This window comes from Novosphingobium sp. MD-1 (assembly GCF_001014975.1).
GTDB lineage: Bacteria > Pseudomonadota > Alphaproteobacteria > Sphingomonadales > Sphingomonadaceae > Novosphingobium.
The window spans coordinates 20,233-38,659 of sequence record NZ_BBXA01000023.1 but is presented as its reverse complement, the minus strand read 5'-3'; the positions used below and the strand labels follow the sequence as shown (position 1 = coordinate 38,659).

Sequence of the window (18,427 nt, the reverse complement as noted above, 5' to 3'; positions counted from 1 at the left end):
ATCGGAGACCGGGGTTTCCGCGCTGCTGGCGGTTTCCGCGCGCGGCCGCTCGCCGGCCTGCGCCGCGGCGGCCTTGCACGACGAGTTCCGCGCGGCGCGGGCGGGTCTGCTCGCCCTGGTGGCGCCCAAGCCGGTCCGCCATCCGGTCTGACCGCGCGGCCACTTTACCTGTTCCATTTTTGTTCTTACGGTGCCGGGCATGATCGATTCGTCCGTCATCCCGCTCGCCGATCTGCCGGCCAGCCCGCGCGAGGCGCAGGCCGTGGCCCGTGGCATCGCGCGGCTGTTCGCCCGCAACGACATCTGGTGCCTGCCGGAAATGCCGCTGCGCTCGGGCCGGCGCGCCGACCTGATGGGGATCGACGCGAAGGGCCACGTGGTGATCGTGGAGATCAAGGTCAGCCGCGCCGATCTGCTGGGCGACGGCAAGTGGACCGACTATCTCGACCATTGCGACCGGTTCTACTGGGGGCTGGCGCCGCATCTTGACCGCGCTTGCCTGGAAGGACCGGATTTCCTGCCCGGGCGCTGCGGCGTGATCGTGGCCGATGGCTATGACGCGGAGATCCTGCGCCCGGCGCCCTCGCACCCGCTGGCGGCGGCGCGGCGCAAGGCGGAAGTCGAACGGCTGGCCCGCGCGGCGCTGCGCCGGCAGGTAGTGGGGCTGGACCCGCACTGTGCCGGCTGGGGCGAAGGCTAAGCCGCCGCCTTCGCGATCCCGTCAGACCGGCCCGCCCGTCAGACCAGACCGCCCATCAAACCAGACCGGCGGTCTGCGCCAGCAGCCAGCCGCCGATGGCGATGAACAGCACGGCCGCCACCATCCGCACCACGCCCAGCGGCACGCGGCGGATCAGTTCGCTGCCCAGGAACACCGCGGGCACGTTGGCGATCATCATCCCCAGCGTGGTGCCCGCTGTCACCGCCAGCGCATCGTGGAAGCGCGCGCCCAGTGCGATCGTGGCCACCTGCGTCTTGTCGCCCATCTCGACGAGGAAGAACGCCACCAGCGTCGTCAGGAACGGCCCGAAGCGGCCGGGCTTCTCCTCCTCGTCATCGAGCTTGTCGGGGATCAGCGTCCACAGGCCCATGGCGATGAACCCCGCCGCCACGGCATAGCGGAACCACAGGCCATCGAGCAGCGAGGCCGCCGTGGCGCCGACCAGCGCGGCGAGGAAATGGTTGGCCAGCGTGGCACAGAGGATGCCCAGCACGATCGGCCAGGGCTTGCGGAAGCGGGTGGCGAGTACGATGGCGAGCAACTGGGTCTTGTCGCCGATTTCCGCGAGCGCGACGATCGCGGTGGAAGTGGTCAGGGCTTCGATCATGAACGGTTCCGGGGCCGGGCAGCGGTTCGACACAACGGCACCGCGCCCTCCCGCCCGGCCTGAGCGGAAAGCATGGTGCCATTGGTCTCGCCCGGAAGGCCCCCGCAAGGGCCGCTCCGCCTGCGCCATGGCCTCTCGGCCAAGCATGTTGACGCGCCGTCTCCGGCATGGGACCGCGCGATGTCCTGATGGCAGGACGGGCGCGGTGGCTACTCCCCAAGTAACGGGAGCCGGTTACGCCCCGCGCGCGGCGGACGCAAGCCCCAACGCGCTCACTTCTTCCCGACGGGCTTCACCGCCTTCTCGCGCGAAAGCCGCGTCATCAGCAGCGCCGCGCGCTTGGCCTGCCGCCAGATGCTGGGCACATCGGTGGTTTCGGCGGGCGAATGATCGCCGGTGCTGGCGGGGCCGAGGCCGACCAGCCCGTCGACGTCGGCCGCCACGAACGAGATGTCACCCGCGCCGCGCTTCAGCGGATCGAGCGGGGCCATCGCCGGCAGGCCCAGCGTTTCGTTCACGCCGTTGAGCCGCGCCAGCAGCGCCTGGTTGCCGGGCGTCGGCGCCATCGGCGGATAGCCTTCCTCGAACGTGATGGCCGCCTGCGCGCCCGGCCAGGTGCGCGCCACGATCGCGCGCATCCGCTCCATCGCCCGCCGGTCCTGCTCGGGGCTGAGCGAGCGCAGGTCTCCACGCGCGATGGCCTTGGCCGGCACGATATTGGTCTTGCCCGCCGCCGCAACGTGCGCCGCGTCGGGCGCGAGCGTGGCCTCGGCCCCGCCCGCGATCAGGCCGACGTTCAGCGTCAGGTTCGGTTCGGGCACTTCCTCGCGGATCGCGGCGATGATGCGCGCGGCGGCATAGATCGCGCCATCGCCCATCGCGGGCGAGAACACCGCGCTCGAATGGCCCGACTTGGCGGTGACGGTCAGCGTCCACGAATTGGACGAACGTCGCGCGATCGATCCCATGTCCTTGCCGTCTTCGCGCGACAGCCCCTCGAAATCGAGCGCCGCGTCGGCGCGCCGGCCGGCCGCGACCAGATCGGCACGCGCCACCGTGGTCGGCTCGCCCGCGTCCTCCTCGTCGCCGGTCAGCACCACCTCGATATTGGCGTCCTTGAGCGTGCCCGCCGCCTGCATCGCGCGCAGCGCGGCGATCATCACCGCCATGCCGCCTTTGTCGTCGGCCACGCCAGGGCCGGTGGCTTTGTCGCCCTTCAGCGCGAACGTCTGGAACGGCGAATCCGGTTCGAACACGGTATCGAGATGGCCGATCAGCAGCAGGCGCTTCGTGCCCTTCGCGCCCTGGTGCGTCAGGATCAGGTGCCCGGCGCGCCCGGTCTGCTCCATCGGCACCCAGCGCGCGGCAAAGCCCAGCGCGGTGAATTCGGGCGATACGATGTCGCGCACCTTGCGCACGCCTTCGAGGTTCCGGCTGCCCGAATTCTGGTTCACCATTCGTTCGAGCAGCGCCAGCGTGCGCGCCTGTTCGGCATCGACGGTGGCGATCATGCGCTGCTCCGCCGGCGTGGCGGGCGCGGCCAGCGCCGGCCCGCTCCCCAGTGCGCCGACAACCAGCGCTGCGCCGATGATGGAACCCGCAAACTGATGATACCGCATCGAAATCCCCGTCCAGTTCAGCGGCGCACGTTGCCGCCCGGTCCGGCGGCGGGCAAGGCCCTTTGCGCAATTTCCTTGCTTTTCGAACCAATCGCGCTTATGTGCGCCGCAGCAAGACCGGCGGCCCCGTGCCGCAAGCCGCGTCAGCGTGAGATTCCGCCTCCATTTGCCAAGGGCATTTGCGAAAGGCGCGATCCGGCCCGGCCCCACGGTCTCTTGCCTCACGGCTTCCCCTTTCACGCATGGGTCGCATGGTACGACCCCTGCCGCGCCCGCGATTCTTCGCGGAGCGCCAACGAAAGCATTGTTTTTTCATGTCCTATTTTAGCGATCTCGGCCTTGCCGAGCCCATTCTGCGCGCGCTCGAAAGCAAAGGCTACAACGATCCCACCCCCATCCAGCGCCAGTCGATTCCGGCGCTGCTCGAAGGCCGCGACCTGCTGGGCATCGCCCAGACCGGCACCGGCAAGACCGCCGCGTTCGCGTTGCCCTCGCTCCACCGCCTTGCCGCCGATCCCAAGCCGCGCAAGCCCGCCTCGTGCCGGATGCTCGTGCTTTCGCCCACCCGCGAACTCGCCGCGCAGATCGCCGACAACATGAAGGGCTACGCCAAGAACCTAAATCTCTCGGTCGATTGCGTGTTCGGTGGCGTGCCCATCGGCAAGCAAGCCCGCCGGCTGGTGCCGGGCATCGACATCCTCGTCGCCACGCCGGGCCGCCTGCTCGACCTGATCGACAACCGCGCGCTCACGCTGGGCCGGGTCGAGATCTTCGTGCTCGACGAGGCCGACCAGATGATGGACCTCGGCTTCATTCACGCGCTGCGCCGCGTTGCCAACCTGCTGCCCAAGCAGCGCCAGAGCCTGTTCTTCTCGGCCACGATGCCCAAGTCGATCGAGGATCTGGGCAAGCAGTTCATCAACAATCCGGTGCGCGTGGAAGTGGCGCCGCAATCGACCACGGCGGAACGCGTCGACCAGTTCGTCACGCTCATCAACCAGGCCGAAAAGCAGGCGTTGCTGACGCTGCGCATCCGCGCCATGCTGGCGGACAAGTCGCTCGACCGTGCGCTGGTGTTCACCCGCACCAAGCACGGCGCGGACCGCGTGGCGCGGCACCTTGCCGGCGCCGGCGTGGAAGCGCGGGCGATCCACGGCAACAAGTCGCAGGCGCAGCGCACCGCCGCGCTCGAAGCCTTCCGCCAGGGTTCGTGCCCGATCCTCGTCGCCACCGACATCGCGGCGCGCGGCATCGACGTTTCGGGGGTGAGCCATGTGTTCAACTTCGAGCTGCCCAACGTGCCCGAACAGTACGTCCACCGCATCGGCCGCACCGCGCGCGCCGGCGCCGATGGCGTGGCGATCAGCTTCTGCGCGCCCGATGAGAAGCCCTATCTGCGCGATATCGAGCGGCTGACCGGCGTTAAGCTGATGCCACAGGCGCTGCCGGAGAACTTCATGCAGGAAGCCGCCCGGCTGCCCGCGCCCGCGCGCCGGCCGCAGGAAGACGACGCTCCGCGCCACCAGCAGGCCAATCGCCGCGATGGCGGCCAGCGCAACGGGGGGCAGCGCAGTGGGGGGCAGCGCAGCGCGGGGCAGGGCGCCGGAGGTCAGCGCACTGGCGGTGGCCGTGGCGACCAGCAGGCCCATGGTGGCCGCGCGCAGGGTCGCGACGGCAAGCCGCGGGACGTGAGCCAGCGGCAGGAACGCCGCGACGGCCAGAACGATCGGGGTCCGGTGCGCAATCCGCTGCATACCGAGCGCGCAGACCGTCCCGAAGGCGAACGCGCAGGGGAGCGCGACGGCCAGCAGCGCCGGTTCCGCCCGCGCGGCCCCGGCAATGTCGGCCAGCACCGCAACCGGGTGCGCCGCGCCGGATAAGCGGCGACACATTGCGGAAATACAATAATGCGACGCCGGCACTGTCCCACAGTGCCGGCGCTTGGCATAGGAGAGGCATGACTCGTCGCACGCCCCCATCCGCTTCCGTGCCTTCCGCGAACGGAATGCCGGTGTGCGAGGGAATGCGCTGGATCGTTCCGGCTTCGTCCGCAAAAGGCGGAGCTTCATGAACAGCATCGGGCTTTCCGCGCTGGCGATGACGCTGATCGTGGGGGTGCGCTATCTCCTCACCAGCGGCCTGTTCGCCGCGCTCACCGGGCGGAAACGCCCGGGCCTCTATCGGGGGCTGACCCCGCAGATCCGCAAGGAAATCGCCTGGAGCCTCGCCTCGTCGGCGATCTACGGCATTCCCGCCGGCATCGTCGCCTGGGGCTGGCAGACGCACGGCTGGACGCGAATCTACACCGATCCGCGCGCCTGGCCGCTGTGGTGGATGCCGGTCTCGCTGCTGCTCTACCTTTTCCTGCACGATACCTGGTTCTACTGGACCCACCGCTGGATGCACCGCCCGCGCGTGTTCCGCGCGGTCCACGCGATCCACCACGCCAGCCGCCCGCCGACCGCCTGGGCGGCGATGAACTTCCATCCGGCCGAAGCCGCGCTGGTCGGCCTGCTGATCCCCGCGCTGGTCTTCGTGATCCCGATCCATGCGGGCGTGCTGGGCCTGGTGCTGCTCGTCATGACGGTGATGGGCGTCACCAACCACATGGGCTGGGAAATGTTTCCCCGCCGGCTCGTTCATTCCCGGGTCGGCCAATGGCTGATAACCGCAAGCCACCATCAACGGCATCACGAGCAGTACCGGTGCAACTACGGACTCTACTTCCGCTTCTGGGACAGGCTGTGCGGCACCGACAAGGGGCTGGGCACGCTGTGAAATCCGCCTTGATCCTGCTGCCGGCCGCGGTACTGCTGGGCGGCGCGGTGGCGCCGGAGCACGCGTCGCTCACCGTGGGCGTCACCGGGCTGCGTTCGGCCAGGGGGCTGGTGCAGGTGTGCATCACCACCGATCCGGCGACATTTCCCGATTGCCAGAAGGACCCCCACGCCCGCCATCTTTCCGTGCCGGCGCGCAACCCCGCGATCATGTTCGCCAATGTCGCGCCCGGCCGCTATGCGGTGGCGCTGTTCCATGACGAAAACGCCAACGGCAGGCTGGACAAGGTGCTGATGGTGCCTAAGGAAGGCTTCGGCTTCTCGCGCGATGCGCCGGTGCGGTTCGGCCCGCCGCGCTTCTCGGCGGCAGCCCTGACCCTTGGCGAAGGCGAGGTGCGGACGGAAATCCGCATGCGCTATATGCTGTGACGGAGAGCTGTCGATGCTGAAAGCGATGCACCGCGGCGGCGCGCTGGCGCCGTTCCGCTATCCCGCTTTCCGATCGATCTGGACCGCCAACCTCTTTTCCAACGTCGGCTCCACCATCCAGTCGGTCGCCGCCGCCTGGCTGATGACCGACCTGACCAGCAGCCACGTGATGGTCGCGCTGGTGCAGGCTTCGGCCACGATCCCGATCATGCTGCTGGGCATGATCGCCGGCGCCATCGCCGACAACTTCGACCGCCGCCGCGTGATGCTGGCGGCGCAGACGGCGATGCTCGCGGTGTCCGCCCTGCTCGCCGCGCTGGGCTATGCCGGCATGGTCGGCCCGTGGTCGCTGCTCGCGCTGACGCTGATGGTGGGCATGGGCACCGCGCTCAACGGCCCGGCTTGGCAGGCCTCGGTGCGGCTCCAGGTGGGCAAGGACGATCTGCCGCAGGCGATCGCGCTCAACGCCATCTCGTTCAATCTCGCGCGCAGCGTCGGCCCGGCCATGGGCGGGTTGCTCATTTCGATCTGGGACGTGAACCTGGCCTTCGCGCTCAACGCGATCAGCTATGTCGGCATGATCGTGGTGCTGTGGACGTGGCGACCGCACCGCGCGCATACCCCGCAGCGCCAGCCGATGTTCGCCTCGATCAAGGTCGGCATCGATTTCTGCGCGCGTTCCGCGCCGATCCGCAAGGTGCTGCTGCGCGGCTTCGCCTTCGGCTTCGGCGCGGCCGGCTTTTCTGCGCTGATGCCCACCGTTGCGCGCGATCTGCTGCGCGGCACCGAACTGGACTATGGCCTGATGCTGGGCGCCTTCGGCATGGGATCGATCGTCACCGCGCTGTGGGTGGGCAAGGCGCGGCGGCGCTATGGCGCGGAAGCGGTGGTCTCGGCCGCGACGCTGGCCTTCGCCGCCGCGCTCGCCTCGCTCTCGTTCACCGCCTCGGTGCCGCACGCGATGCTCACCGCCTTTCTCGGCGGGTCCGGCTGGGTGGCCGCGATGACCAGCCTCAACGTCGCCATGCAACTCCGGTCGCCCGAAACGATTCTCGGCCGCTGCCTGTCGATCTACCAGGCGGTGACGTTCGGCGGCATGGCGCTGGGCGCCTGGGCCTGGGGCAGCGTGGCCGATCTGGGCGGGCTGCAGGTGGCGCTGCACGCGGCCGCGGCGTGGCTGCTCGCCTCGCTGGTGCTACGCGTGCTGGCGCCGATGCCCACGCGCGAGGAAGGACGGCTCGACATCGTACAGGAACCCGCCAATGCCAAACCCTGAAACGTCCCCCGACGCCCGTCCGCTGCGCTCGCTGCTCTACATGCCGGCCAGCAACCGCCGCGCGATCGACAAGGCACGCGGCCTCGATACCGACGCGGTCGCGCTCGATCTGGAAGACGCTGTCGCGCCGGAGATGAAGGCCGAGGCGCGCGGCGTGCTGCTGGAGGAACTGACAGCGGGCGGCTTCGGCCATCGCCGCCTGATCGCGCGGATCAACGCGCTGGACACGCCGTGGGGGCACGACGATCTCGCCGCGCTGGCCGCCGCGCCGGTGGAAGCGGTGCTGGTGCCCAAGGTGGACGACGCGGACGACGTGATCGCGCTTTCGCGCGCGATGGACGCGGCCGGCTATGCGCCCGGGGTGAAGCTGTGGGTGATGATCGAAACGCCGCGCGCGGTGCTGGCGCTCGAACGCATCGCCGCCTGCGCCGCCACCACCCGGCTGGCCGCCTTCGTGCTGGGGCTCAACGATCTCGCCAAGGATAGCGGCATGGCGCAACTGCCCGGCCGTGCGGTGTTCCTGCCGGTGCTGACGCTGGCCGTGCTCGCGGCGCGCGCGCATGGCCTCGCCATTCTCGACGGCGTGTGCAACGCGATCGACGATTCGGCCCGGCTCGAAGCCGAATGCGTACAGGCGCGCGATGGCGGATTCGATGGCAAGACGCTGATTCACCCCGCGCAACTTGCCGTCGCCAACCGCGTGTTCGCCCCCGCCGAAGACGCCATTGCCGAGGCACAGGCCATTGTCGCCGCCTTCGCCGATCCCGCCAACGCCGGCCGGGGCGCGCTGCGCGTGAACGGGAAAATGGCGGAATTGCTGCACCGGACGCAGGCCGAACGCCTGCTGGCGAAAGCCGCCGCCATCGCCGCGCGGTGAAGGCCGCCCCGCGCCGGGCGGCGGGATCGTGCGTGGATCGCACCGGCGCAACTTAAACAAACCTTTACCATGTTGCGCCAGAACGGTCACAAACGGATGGCAAGGGCGCCTTTCATGGATGGATTGCGAGAGTTGGGCGGCGACGGTTTCGGCATGAACGCGCCTGACTATATTTCTCTGGACGACGACGCGATCGTCGAAGCGCCGCCGCCGGTCGTCGGACAGGACGAACGGCGCCTGCAGGTGCGCGCCTACAATTTCTGGACCGGCCTGCTCGATGGCGCCCCCTTCCCGCCGGTCGCGCCGCTGCTTGCCGGCCACCTGCCCGATTTCGCCGATCGCTCGGTCCTGCTGCATTTCGACGAAGGCTATGAAGATCCCGCGATCGTCCAGCTGGGCGCGTTGCTGGCCAGCGAATGCGGAGACGGGGCGACGCCGGCACGGCTCAGCGATGTTCCCGGCCGCACCCTGCTTTCGCGCATCACCGACCACTACATGCAGATCATCGCCAACGAGGCTCCGATCGGCTTCGAGGCGGAATTCGTCAACCAGGACAGCCGCAACATCCTCTATCGCGGCATCCTCCTGCCGTTCTCGTCCGACGGCGAAAAGATCGACTACATCTACGGGGTCATCAACTGGAAGGAACTGGCCGACCAGCAGACCACCGACGATCTCCTGCTGCAGATCGGTCAGGCGCTGGCCGCGGTGCCGGCGCCAAGGCCAAGCGGCATGGGCATGCTTGATGCGCTGAATGCGGCGGAACCGGCGGACCGGGCCGGGGTATGGGCCGATGGCCCCCGCGCGCTGGCGTACGGCGCGGACGAGGAGGAACTCGACCTTGCCGCGATCGGTGCGGAAATCCTGCCCTTTCCCGGTTCCATGGACGAGGATGAGGCGGGGAACCTGCCGATGCCCGGTTTCGGCGCCAATGGCGTTCCCGGCGACGATGACATCATGGACCTTGCCGGGCTGGAGGAAGTGCTCTCCGATCTCGACGAGGCCGTGCTCGCGCCCTCCACCCCGATTAACGACGATTTCGGCCTGGCCGACTGGCTGGCTTCGGCACGTGAGCTCGCCCATGCCGCGCACACCAGCGAGGATCGCACGCGCGGCGCGCTCTATGCCGCGATCGGCCGCGCCTGGGATTTCGCGCTGGCCACGCGCGATGCGCCGGAAGACTATGCCGACATGATCGCCGACGCCGGCCTTTCTATGCAGGCCCGCGCGCCACTGATCCCGCTGGTCAAGCTGGTGTTCGGCGCGGAATACGACAAGACGCGCCTGACCGAATACGCGACGGTGCTGGGCCATGCCGAACGCATCGGGCTGCAGCGCGGCGAACTGGGCGGCTTCCTGGCCAGCGCGCCGGGCGGCCTCAAGGGCGTGGTTTCCACCGAACGCCGGCTGCGGCGCGAGGAAAGCGGCAAGGCCCGCGTACCCGATGCCGCCGAAGTGCTGGCACAGGGCCTGCGCGCGCTGCCGGCCCGGCCGCTGGCCGATCTCCCCGCCGAAGGCCCGGAATTCGCGCTGGTGATGGTCCGCCGCCAGGGCGATGGCACCGTGGCGCTGCTGGGCGACGTGACCGGCGACCAACCTCTGTTCGAACGCGCCGCGCGCAGGCTGGTTGGTTAAGCCGCCTTGACCTGCCAGGCGGCGTGGACAAATTCCGCAACGCCACAGCTGGAGGCAAAAGCCGCCAGTTCGAGGAGGCGAGGCGAAGGAATATCGGCCATATTTCGAGCCGAGCCGACGCTGAAATGGCGGCTTTTGGTCCAGCCCCGAAGGGGTTGCCCTGAAACAGGCCCTGGCCACGTTGCTCGGCCTTGAAAGAGACCCGCTCTTCCTGCGGCCTCGCGCCTTGCCAGGGCCTGTTTCAGGGCAACTGTGGTGTTGCGGAATTTGTCCACGCCGCCTAGCCACGCGTCCATGGCGGGTGGAACGCAGGAAAGGACGCGCGTGGCATTTCCCGGATGGGGCTGGCTCGGCTGGAGCCTGGCCATGCTGGCGTTGATCGTCGCGGGTGGCGGCACGGCACTCGCCCTGGCGCTCCGGACCAACGCCGTTGCCGTGCTGGACAATGCCGACTGGCTGCTGCGTGGCGGCGGCGACGTGGTTCTGGCAGCCAGCGAACGCTATGGCCCCGATCCCGCGCAGAAGCTCGAGATGTTCGTGCCACGCGGCGCGCATGGGCCGCTGCCCGTCATCGTATTCATCCACGGCGGCAGCTGGGCCAGCGGCGATCCGCAGAACTACCGCTTTGTCGCCCGCGCGCTCGCACCACAGGGCTATGCCGTGGTGCTCGCGGGCTACCGGCTCTATCCGCGGGTCCGCTATCCGGGCATGCTGGAAGATGGCGCGCTGGCCCTGCGCTGGGTGGCAGACCATGCCGCGGCCCACGGCGGCGATTCCTCGCGCGTGGTGGTGATGGGGCATTCGGCCGGCGCTTACAACGCGCTGATGCTTGCGCTGGACCGGCGCTGGCTGGCGGCGCGCGGCCTGTCCGCCGATGCGCTGCGCGGCGCGGTCGGCGTTTCCGGCCCCTACGCCTTCTACCCCTTCGATACGCCCGCCGCGATTCACAGCTTCGGGCAGGCGCCGGACCCGCAGGATACCCAGCCCGTGGCCCACGCCCGTGGCGACGCGCCGCCGCTGCTGGTGGTGACGGGCGATGCCGATACCGTGGTCAAGCCGCGCAATTCGATCGCGCTCGCCCGCGCAATGGCCACCGCCGGCGTCCCGCTCCACGCCATCCTGCTGAAGGGCGCCAGCCACGAGGACACGATCAAGATGCTGGCCCGCCCGTTCGACCGCGACCGGCGCGTGCTGGACGCGATCCTGCCGTTTCTGGCACGCGTGACCGCGCCCGCTTCAGGCGCGGTTCAGGCGGCGGCGCAATAGGCTGGAGGGTGACGATGCGCATGGCTACCCTTCGCACGATAGCGTCGCGCGCCACCTCGCTGGCGGGGCGAATCGCTGCCGGTTTCGCCGCGCTTTCGCTCACGGTGCAACCGGCGGCGGCGCAATCGGTGCTGCGCGATGCCGAAACCGAGGCACTGTTCCGCGACCTGTCCGCGCCGCTGATCAAGGCGGCGGGCCTCGAACCGCGCAACGTCGATATCGTGCTGCTCAACGACGGCTCGATCAACGCCTTCGTCGCGGGCGGGCAGGCGGTCTATGTCCACAGCGGGCTGATCGGCGCGGCCGACCATGTCAGCGAAGTGCAGGGCGTGATCGCACACGAGCTGGGCCACATCACCGGCGGCCACATCATCCGCAACGACGAAGGCGCGCGGCCGGCTACGGGAATCACCATCCTCAGCCTGCTGCTGGGCGCGGCCGCCGCCGCCGCTGGCGCGGGCGAGGCGGCGATGGGCGTGTTCATGGCCGGGCAGCAGGCGGCGCTGGGCAAGTACCTCGCCTTCAGCCGCGCGCAGGAATCCTCGGCCGACGCGGCCGGCGCGCAATTCCTCTCGAAAGCCGGCATTTCCGGGCGTGGCTCGATCGATTTCTTCAAGAAGCTGCAGAACCAGGAGTTCCGCTATGGCTTCACCCGCAACGCCGACAGCGAGTTCTATTCCTCGCACCCGATGACGGCGGACCGCCTGACCACGCTGCAGGATACCTACGAACACGATCCGGCGTGGAACAAGCCCGAAGACCCCGCCTTGCAGGCGCGCTTCCTGCGGGTGAAGGCCAAGCTCTATGGCTATCTGGCCGAACCGCAGGCGACGCTGAACGCCTATCCGGAATACCTCAACGACGTGCCGGCCCACTACGCCCGCGCCTATGCCTACCACAAGGAGGCATTCATGGACAAAGCGCTGGCCGAAACCCAGGCGATCCTGAAGCAGCAGCCGAACGATCCCTATGCGCTGGAACTGGAAGGGCAGATCCTGCTCGAATCCGGGCATCCCGCCGATGCGCTGGAGCCGCTGCGCCGCGCCACCGCGCTGACCGGCAACGAACCGCTGATCGCCACGACGTTCGGCCACGCCCTGCTCGCCACCGAGAACAAGGCCAATTTCGACGAGGCGGAGAAAATCCTGCGCACCTCGATCGCGCGCGACCGCGAGAACCCGTTCGCCTGGTACCAGCTTGGCGTGGTCTATGAAGCCAAGGGCGATACCGCCCGCGCCCGGCTGGCCAGCGCGGAACAGCAATTGATGTACCTTGAACTGCCCGAGGCCATGCGCAACGCCGAAGCCGCCGAAGCGGCGCTGCCCAAGGGCTCCGCCGACTGGCTGCGCGCGCAGGATATCGCCTATTCGGCGCGGGCGATGATTGAGCGGCAGGGCAAGAAGAAGTAGCGCAGGTTCATGGCTTCCCCGTTATCCCGCATCCGCCCGTTCTGGCTTCTCGCCATCGCCCTGCTGGTGGCCGGCACCGGCCTTGGCTGGTGGTACGAGCGCCACCGCACCGCGAGCGAAGCGGAGGCCGGCAGAGACGCCCAGCTTGAAGACACGCTCGCCAACGCCGGAATCAGCGCAAAGCAGCGCGCCGCCATGGAAGAGCTGGTGCGCGCCTATATCCTCGATCATCCCGAAATCCTGCCCGAGGCGATGGACCGGTTGCAGCAGCGCGAAGCGCAGGCCCGGATCGCGCCGATGCGCGGGGCGCTGGAAACGCCGTTCCCCGGCGCGATCATGGGCAATCCCGCCGGCAAGGTGACACTGGTCGAGTTCACCGATTTCGCCTGCACCTATTGCCGGCGCAGCGTGGGCGATGTCGATGCGCTGATCGCCGCCAACCCCGACCTGAAAGTGGTGGTGCGCGAACTGCCGATCATCGCGCCCGCCAGCGAACCGGCCGCACGCATGGGACTGGCCGCCGCCGCGCAGGGCAAGTATGCGGCCTTCCACAAGGCGATGTTCGCGGGCGACGCCCCCGGCGATGCCAGCATCGCCGCCGCCGCCGGTGCCGCCGGGGTCGATGTGGCCAAGGCCCGCGGCTTCGCGCGCGATGCCGGGGTCGATCAGGAAATCCAGCGCAACCTGGGCCTGGCGCGGCAGCTGGGCATCAACGGCACCCCGGCGTGGGTGATCGGCAACGAGCTGCTGTCGGGCGCGGTGGGCAAGGAACGGCTGCAACAGGCGATCGACGCCGCGCGCAAGGGCTGAGACCGCGCCCGTTCCCCTTCCACCGTCAGTCGGGCTTCTTGTACATGCTCGCCAGCGGCTTCGCCATCACCCGGCGCAGCATCGGCTCGAAGAACGACAGCGGCAGCGTATCGTAGTCCGGATCGAACGCGGCCTGATCGTACTTTTCGCAGAATTCGGCGCAGGCATCGAACCACGGATGATCGCGGAACCGTTCGCGCAGGTTCCGGTCCAGCCCCAGGTAGTGGAAGTAATAGTAGCCCTGGAACGCGCCGTGATTCTGGCAGATCCAGTGTTCCTCTTCCGTCACGAACGGCTTGAGGATCGCGGCGGCGACTTCCGGGTGGTTGTAGGTGCCCAGCGTATCGCCGATGTCGTGCAGCAGCGCCATGACGACATAGCGTTCCCCGCGCCCATCGCGGTGAGCGCGCGTGGCGGTCTGCAGGCTGTGCTGGAGGCGATCGATCGGAAACCCGCCGAAATCGCCGTCGAGCAGCCGGAGGTGGGTCAGCACGCGGTCGGCCAGGTGATCGGCAAAGGCGTAGTAGTCGCGCCCGATGATGTCCCAGTCCTCCTGGGTGCCTTCGCGCATGGCGCGGAAGCGGGCGCGTTCGGCGGTATCGGTGGTAGCGGTCATAGGCTTCTTCTCCCGCCCCGCAGCTTACGCATCCGGCGGCTTTGCGCAACCGTGCGCTTGGCGCTACAGTGCCGGCATGGCCGTGCTGCCGTTTCAACCGACGCCGTTCTTCGGCAACAAGAACCGCGCCTTCTGGCGCCTGCAATTCCTTGGCTGGGGCGGCGCCATGCTGCTGCGCGCGATGTCGATCATCGCCAACGCGCAGCCATGGTCCAATCTCGTCATCCTGCTGATCGTGACGATCACGGGCTTTTCGATCTCGCTGATCCTGTCGGTGATCTACCGCGCGCTGATCAACCGGCGCCCGATCATCACCTGGGGCGTGACGGCCGTGGTGCTGGCCATCGCCGTGGGCATCTATGCCTTCATCGATTCGTGGGTGCTGAGCCTCTACCGCCCGAACAGCGAGGCCGGCTTCGCCCAGCGCTTCGTGGGCGTGTTCTACCTCGATCTCACGCTGCTGGGGGCGTGGTCGGCGCTCTATTACGCGATCAACTTCTTCCTTCAGGTGGAGGAACAGAACGATCAGCTGCTGCGGCTGGAAAACCAGGCGACATCGGCGCAGCTCGCCATGCTGCGCTATCAGCTCAACCCGCATTTCCTGTTCAACACGCTGAATTCGATCTCCACGCTGGTCCTGCTCAAGCAGACCGAGCCGGCCAACGCGATGCTGAGCCGGCTGTCCTCGTTCCTGCGCTATACCCTGGTCAACGAGCCGACCGGCCGCGTCACCGTGGCGCAGGAGGCGGAGACGCTGAAGCTCTACCTCGATATCGAACGGATGCGGTTCGAGGAACGGCTGCGCACCGAGTTCCGTATCGAGGACGAGGCGCGCAACGCGCTGCTGCCTTCGCTGCTGCTGCAACCGCTGGTGGAAAACGCGATCAAGTATGCCGTCTCCCCGCTGGAGGAAGGCGCGCAGATCACCATCGCGGCGCAACTCGTCGGCCCCACGCTTCGCGTCACCGTGTCGGACACCGGGCCGGGCTTGCAACCGGGCACCGACCCCACGAAATTGTTCGGCGTGACAAGCGATAGCGGCGACACGACATCGGTATGGAACGGCGGCCACGTTTCCACGGGGGTTGGCCTTGCCAACATCCGTGACCGGCTTGCCCAGGCCTATGGCGAAAACCAGCGGTTCGATATCGCCAACGGCCCCGAAGGCGGCCTGACGGTGGTGATCGAGCTGCCCTACGAGGCGAAGGAAACGCCTGCGCGGCCGGCACGCCCGATCGCCGGCTCAGGCACGGGTTTGGCCGCCAGCCTGGCTTCCGCCGGGTGAACATCCCCTCCCTGCCGTACCGCCCCTGTCGCGGCTCCTCCAAGACAAGCAAGGGTTACGCATGACCATCCGCACGATCCTCGTCGATGACGAAAAGCTGGCCATCCAGGGGCTGCAACTGCGCCTGGAGGCCTTTCCCGACGTGGAAGTGATCGACACCTGCTCCAACGGGCGCGAGGCGATCCGCAAGATCAAGACCGAGAAGCCGGACCTGGTGTTCTGCGACATCCAGATGCCCGGCTTCGACGGGTTCAGCGTCGTGCAGGGCGTGATGGAGATCGATCCGCCTCTGTTCGTGTTCGTCACCGCCTATTCCGAGCACGCGATCCGGGCGTTCGAGGCCAACGCGGTCGATTACCTGCTGAAGCCGGTGGAGGAAGACCGCCTGGCCGACGCGCTGGACCGCGCGCGCACCCGCCTGGCCGAAAAACGCGGGCTGGAAGAGGCCGAGAAGCTCAAGAACGTGCTTGCCGAAGTCGCGCCCGATGCGATGCCGGACATGCCCGAGGAAACCGAGCCGACGGCGGGCCGGTTCGAGAAGCTGATCAACATCAAGGATCGCGGCCAGATCTTCCGCGTCGATGTCGACACGATCGAACGGATCGAGGCGGCGGGCGACTACATGTGCATCTACACCGGCGACAATTCGCTGATCCTGCGCGAAACGATGAAGGATCTCGAACGCCGGCTGGACCCGCGCGTGTTCCAGCGCGTCCACCGCTCCAAGATCGTCAATCTCGATCAGGTCCGGCAGGTCCGCCCGCACACCAACGGCGAATGCTTCCTCGTGCTCGAAAGCGGCGCGGAAGTGAAGGTCAGCCGATCCTACCGCAACGTGGTGGCGCGCTTCGTGCATTGACCCATACCCGCGCTCGACACGGTCGCACGCAGTGGTAAGGGACAGGGCATGACAGACTTCGCCCTCCCCGGTTTCGACCTTTCCGCCTTCGTTTCCGCCACGCTGGACGAGGATTTCGGCGTCGGCCTGCCCGGTGGCGGGCATGACGTAACCAGCGAAAGCGTGATCCCGGCCACGGCGCGCTTTGCAGGCGTGATGGAAAGCCGTGATGCCATCACCGTGTGCGGCCTGCCGATCGCCGCCGCGTTCTTCCGCGCGCTCGATCCGGCGATGGCGGTGGAGATCCTCGTCGAGGAAGGCGCGCGCGTCGCGCCCGGCAGCGCGCTGATGCGGCTGGAAGGCAACGCCCGGGCGATGCTCACGGCGGAGCGCAGCGCGCTCAACACCGTGCAGCACTTGTCCGGCGTCGCCACGCTGACGCGCACTTATGTCGACGCGATGGGCCAGACCCGCGCGGTGCTGCTCGATACGCGCAAGACCATCCCCGGCCTGCGGCACCTCGAAAAATACGCGGTGCGCTGCGGCGGGGGGAGCAACCACCGCATGGGCCTGTGGGATGCGGCGATGATCAAGGACAACCACGTCCTCGTCGCCGGCGGCGTGGGCGAAGCGGTGCGCCGCGCGCTGGCCGCCGGGGTGAAGGACGTGATCTGCGAAGTCGACCGCATCGACCAGATCGCCCCCGCGCTCGATGCCGGCGCCACCCGCCTGCTGTTCGACAACATGGGGCCGGACCTGCTGCGCGAAGCCGTGGCGCTGGTGAACGGGCGCGTGCCCACCGAAGCCTCGGGCGGCGTCCGGCTCGATACCATCGCCGCCATCGCCGCATCGGGCGTGGACTACGTGTCGGTCGGCCGCCTGACGCAGAGCGCGCCGGCAGCCGACATCGGCCTCGATTTCACGCAGCTGGACTGACCCGATGATCCCGCCGCGCCGTCCCGCCCTGCTGGTTTCGCTGCTGGTGGCCTGCGCCGCCACGCCCGCATTCGCGCAGGCCGGCCAGTGCAGCGTGCCGGCGCAAGTCGACGTGCCCACGATTCCCGCGCCCGATGCGCCGGCCCATGCCGTGCCCGTCACCGGTTATTCGCTGGCGCTGACCTGGTCGCCCGAATTCTGCCGCACCCGCCAGTCCGATTCGCGCCATGCGATGCAGTGCGGGCGTGGGAACGGGTCGACCGGGGGATCACTCGGGCGATTCGGCTTCGTGGTGCATGGCCTGTGGCCCGAAAGCGATGGCGCCACGCCGCCGCAATGGTGCAGCACGCGCCCAGCGCCGCTTACCGCACAGACCGTCCGCCGCAACCTGTGCATGACGCCCTCGCCCGCTCTGCTGGCGCACGAATGGGCCAAGCACGGCACCTGCGCCTGGCCAGACCCCGACGCCTATTACGCCAGCGCCCAGCGGCTCTACGGCGCGGTGCGCATCCCCGACATGGCCGCGCTTTCGCGCCGGGGAGACCTCAACGCGGGAGATCTGCGCCGCGCGCTGGCCGCCCGCTCTCCGGGCCTGTTTGCGCAGGCGATCCGGGTGGAGGCGAATCGGGCAGGGTGGCTTCAGGAAGTGCGCATCTGCTATTCGCGCGTGCTGCGCCCCGTCCGCTGCCGCGATGCAGGCCTGCCCGACCGCGCTCCCCTGAAAATCTGGCGCGGCGGCAGCTAGCGCCGTTCGCGGAAGAACGCCCGCAGCAGGTCGGCCGCTTCGCTTTCCCCCATGCCCGAATAGACCTCCGGCCGGTGCAGGCAGCCGGGCTGGTCGAACACGCGCGCGCCATGTTCCACCGCGCCCCCCTTGGGATCGGGCGCGGCGTAATAGACCCGGTCGATTCGCGCGTGGACGATGGCGCCCGCGCACATCGCACAGGGCTCCAGCGTGACCCACAGGTCACAGCCATCGAGCCGTTCGCGATCCAGCACGCGCGCCGCTTCGCGAATCGCCAGCACTTCGGCATGGGCGGTGGGATCGCGCAGCGTCCGCGGGGCGTTGTGCGCGGCGGCGATCACCGCGCCATCGCGCACGACCACCGCGCCGATCGGCACCTCGCCCGCATCACGCGCGCGCAGGGCGGCGTCCAGCGCCTCGCGCATCGGGGGGGGGAGCGGCCAGCGGGTCATCCGGGCGGCGCTAACCCGCCCCGGCACGCCGCGCAAATCGAATCGCCGTGCGAATCCTTGACTTCGCGCCGCAAATGGATAATTGCCGCGCCTTCCCGATAGACATATCGACTTTTGAAGCGAGTTTTA

General features: G+C 68.6%; 18 protein-coding genes. 14 read left to right on the top strand and 4 right to left on the bottom strand.

The window, feature by feature from the left end:
* The first annotated feature begins 199 nt into the window (after nucleotides 1-199).
* Nucleotides 200-700 carry an MmcB family DNA repair protein gene (locus NMD1_RS08170; RefSeq protein ID WP_125954365.1) on the top strand — a complete coding sequence of 167 codons (501 nt, stop codon included), beginning with the start codon at nucleotides 200-202 and terminating at the stop codon, nucleotides 698-700.
* A 55-nt stretch (nucleotides 701-755) separates the two neighbouring features.
* Here NMD1_RS08170 and NMD1_RS08165 read toward each other — a convergent pair whose 3' ends face one another.
* The gene (locus NMD1_RS08165; protein WP_125954368.1) at nucleotides 756-1,325 is read right to left on the bottom strand and encodes a TMEM165/GDT1 family protein; all 570 of its coding nucleotides are present in this window, start codon (nucleotides 1,323-1,325) and stop codon (nucleotides 756-758) included.
* Nucleotides 1,326-1,600: 275 nt separating this feature from the next.
* The gene (locus tag NMD1_RS08160) at nucleotides 1,601-2,947 is read right to left on the bottom strand and encodes a M20/M25/M40 family metallo-hydrolase (protein WP_124810149.1); all 1,347 of its coding nucleotides are present in this window, start codon (nucleotides 2,945-2,947) and stop codon (nucleotides 1,601-1,603) included.
* 314 nt (nucleotides 2,948-3,261) lie between these two features.
* Here NMD1_RS08160 and NMD1_RS08155 point away from each other — a divergent pair, with 314 nt between their 5' ends.
* From NMD1_RS08155 to NMD1_RS08115, 9 genes are all read left to right on the top strand, one after another.
* Nucleotides 3,262-4,827, top strand: a complete 1,566-nt coding sequence (locus tag NMD1_RS08155; protein ID WP_125954364.1) for a DEAD/DEAH box helicase — start codon at nucleotides 3,262-3,264, stop codon at nucleotides 4,825-4,827.
* A gap of 187 nt (nucleotides 4,828-5,014) precedes the next feature.
* Entirely contained in the window at nucleotides 5,015-5,725 is a 711-nt protein-coding gene (locus NMD1_RS08150) for a sterol desaturase family protein (protein ID WP_125954363.1), read from the top strand.
* 8 nt (nucleotides 5,726-5,733) lie between these two features.
* Complete coding sequence (locus NMD1_RS08145; RefSeq protein WP_199558089.1) at nucleotides 5,734-6,153, top strand: DUF2141 domain-containing protein; 420 nt, start codon at nucleotides 5,734-5,736, stop codon at nucleotides 6,151-6,153.
* A 13-nt stretch (nucleotides 6,154-6,166) separates the two neighbouring features.
* Nucleotides 6,167-7,429, top strand: a complete 1,263-nt coding sequence (locus NMD1_RS08140; protein WP_125954361.1) for an MFS transporter — start codon at nucleotides 6,167-6,169, stop codon at nucleotides 7,427-7,429.
* The gene (locus NMD1_RS08135; RefSeq protein WP_125954360.1) at nucleotides 7,416-8,306 is read left to right on the top strand and encodes a CoA ester lyase; all 891 of its coding nucleotides are present in this window, start codon (nucleotides 7,416-7,418) and stop codon (nucleotides 8,304-8,306) included. The genes NMD1_RS08140 and NMD1_RS08135 overlap by 14 nt, the downstream gene beginning before the upstream one ends.
* 114 nt (nucleotides 8,307-8,420) lie before the next feature.
* Nucleotides 8,421-9,941 (top strand): hypothetical protein, encoded by a 1,521-nt coding sequence (locus tag NMD1_RS08130; RefSeq protein ID WP_125954359.1) that lies wholly within the window; start codon nucleotides 8,421-8,423, stop codon nucleotides 9,939-9,941.
* A gap of 324 nt (nucleotides 9,942-10,265) precedes the next feature.
* Nucleotides 10,266-11,207 carry an alpha/beta hydrolase gene (locus NMD1_RS08125; protein WP_233497440.1) on the top strand — a complete coding sequence of 314 codons (942 nt, stop codon included), beginning with the start codon at nucleotides 10,266-10,268 and terminating at the stop codon, nucleotides 11,205-11,207.
* Nucleotides 11,208-11,227: 20 nt separating this feature from the next.
* A complete protein-coding gene (locus NMD1_RS08120; protein ID WP_125954358.1) occupies nucleotides 11,228-12,616 on the top strand; it encodes a M48 family metalloprotease in 1,389 nt (462 codons plus the stop codon).
* Nucleotides 12,617-12,625: 9 nt separating this feature from the next.
* The gene (locus NMD1_RS08115) at nucleotides 12,626-13,426 is read left to right on the top strand and encodes a DsbA family protein (RefSeq protein WP_124810141.1); all 801 of its coding nucleotides are present in this window, start codon (nucleotides 12,626-12,628) and stop codon (nucleotides 13,424-13,426) included.
* A gap of 25 nt (nucleotides 13,427-13,451) precedes the next feature.
* Here NMD1_RS08115 and NMD1_RS08110 read toward each other — a convergent pair whose 3' ends face one another.
* The gene (locus NMD1_RS08110) at nucleotides 13,452-14,042 is read right to left on the bottom strand and encodes an HD domain-containing protein (RefSeq protein WP_124810140.1); all 591 of its coding nucleotides are present in this window, start codon (nucleotides 14,040-14,042) and stop codon (nucleotides 13,452-13,454) included.
* Nucleotides 14,043-14,118: 76 nt separating this feature from the next.
* Between NMD1_RS08110 and NMD1_RS08105 the strand changes: the two genes are divergently transcribed.
* From NMD1_RS08105 to NMD1_RS08090, 4 genes are all read left to right on the top strand, one after another.
* Nucleotides 14,119-15,327 carry a sensor histidine kinase gene (locus tag NMD1_RS08105; protein ID WP_124810139.1) on the top strand — a complete coding sequence of 403 codons (1,209 nt, stop codon included), beginning with the start codon at nucleotides 14,119-14,121 and terminating at the stop codon, nucleotides 15,325-15,327.
* 61 nt (nucleotides 15,328-15,388) lie between these two features.
* On the top strand, nucleotides 15,389-16,186 hold the full coding sequence (locus NMD1_RS08100) for a LytTR family DNA-binding domain-containing protein (RefSeq protein WP_124810138.1): 798 nt from the start codon (nucleotides 15,389-15,391) through the stop codon (nucleotides 16,184-16,186).
* A 48-nt stretch (nucleotides 16,187-16,234) separates the two neighbouring features.
* Nucleotides 16,235-17,101, top strand: a complete 867-nt coding sequence (gene nadC / locus NMD1_RS08095) for a carboxylating nicotinate-nucleotide diphosphorylase (RefSeq protein WP_125954357.1) — start codon at nucleotides 16,235-16,237, stop codon at nucleotides 17,099-17,101.
* Nucleotides 17,102-17,105: 4 nt separating this feature from the next.
* Complete coding sequence (locus tag NMD1_RS08090; protein WP_125954356.1) at nucleotides 17,106-17,846, top strand: ribonuclease T; 741 nt, start codon at nucleotides 17,106-17,108, stop codon at nucleotides 17,844-17,846.
* On the opposite strand, the gene NMD1_RS08085 is transcribed toward NMD1_RS08090, so the two are convergent.
* Nucleotides 17,843-18,298 carry a nucleoside deaminase gene (locus NMD1_RS08085; protein WP_125954355.1) on the bottom strand — a complete coding sequence of 152 codons (456 nt, stop codon included), beginning with the start codon at nucleotides 18,296-18,298 and terminating at the stop codon, nucleotides 17,843-17,845. The two genes, NMD1_RS08090 and NMD1_RS08085, sit on opposite strands and share 4 nt — an antisense overlap.
* Nucleotides 18,299-18,427: the final 129 nt, after the last annotated feature.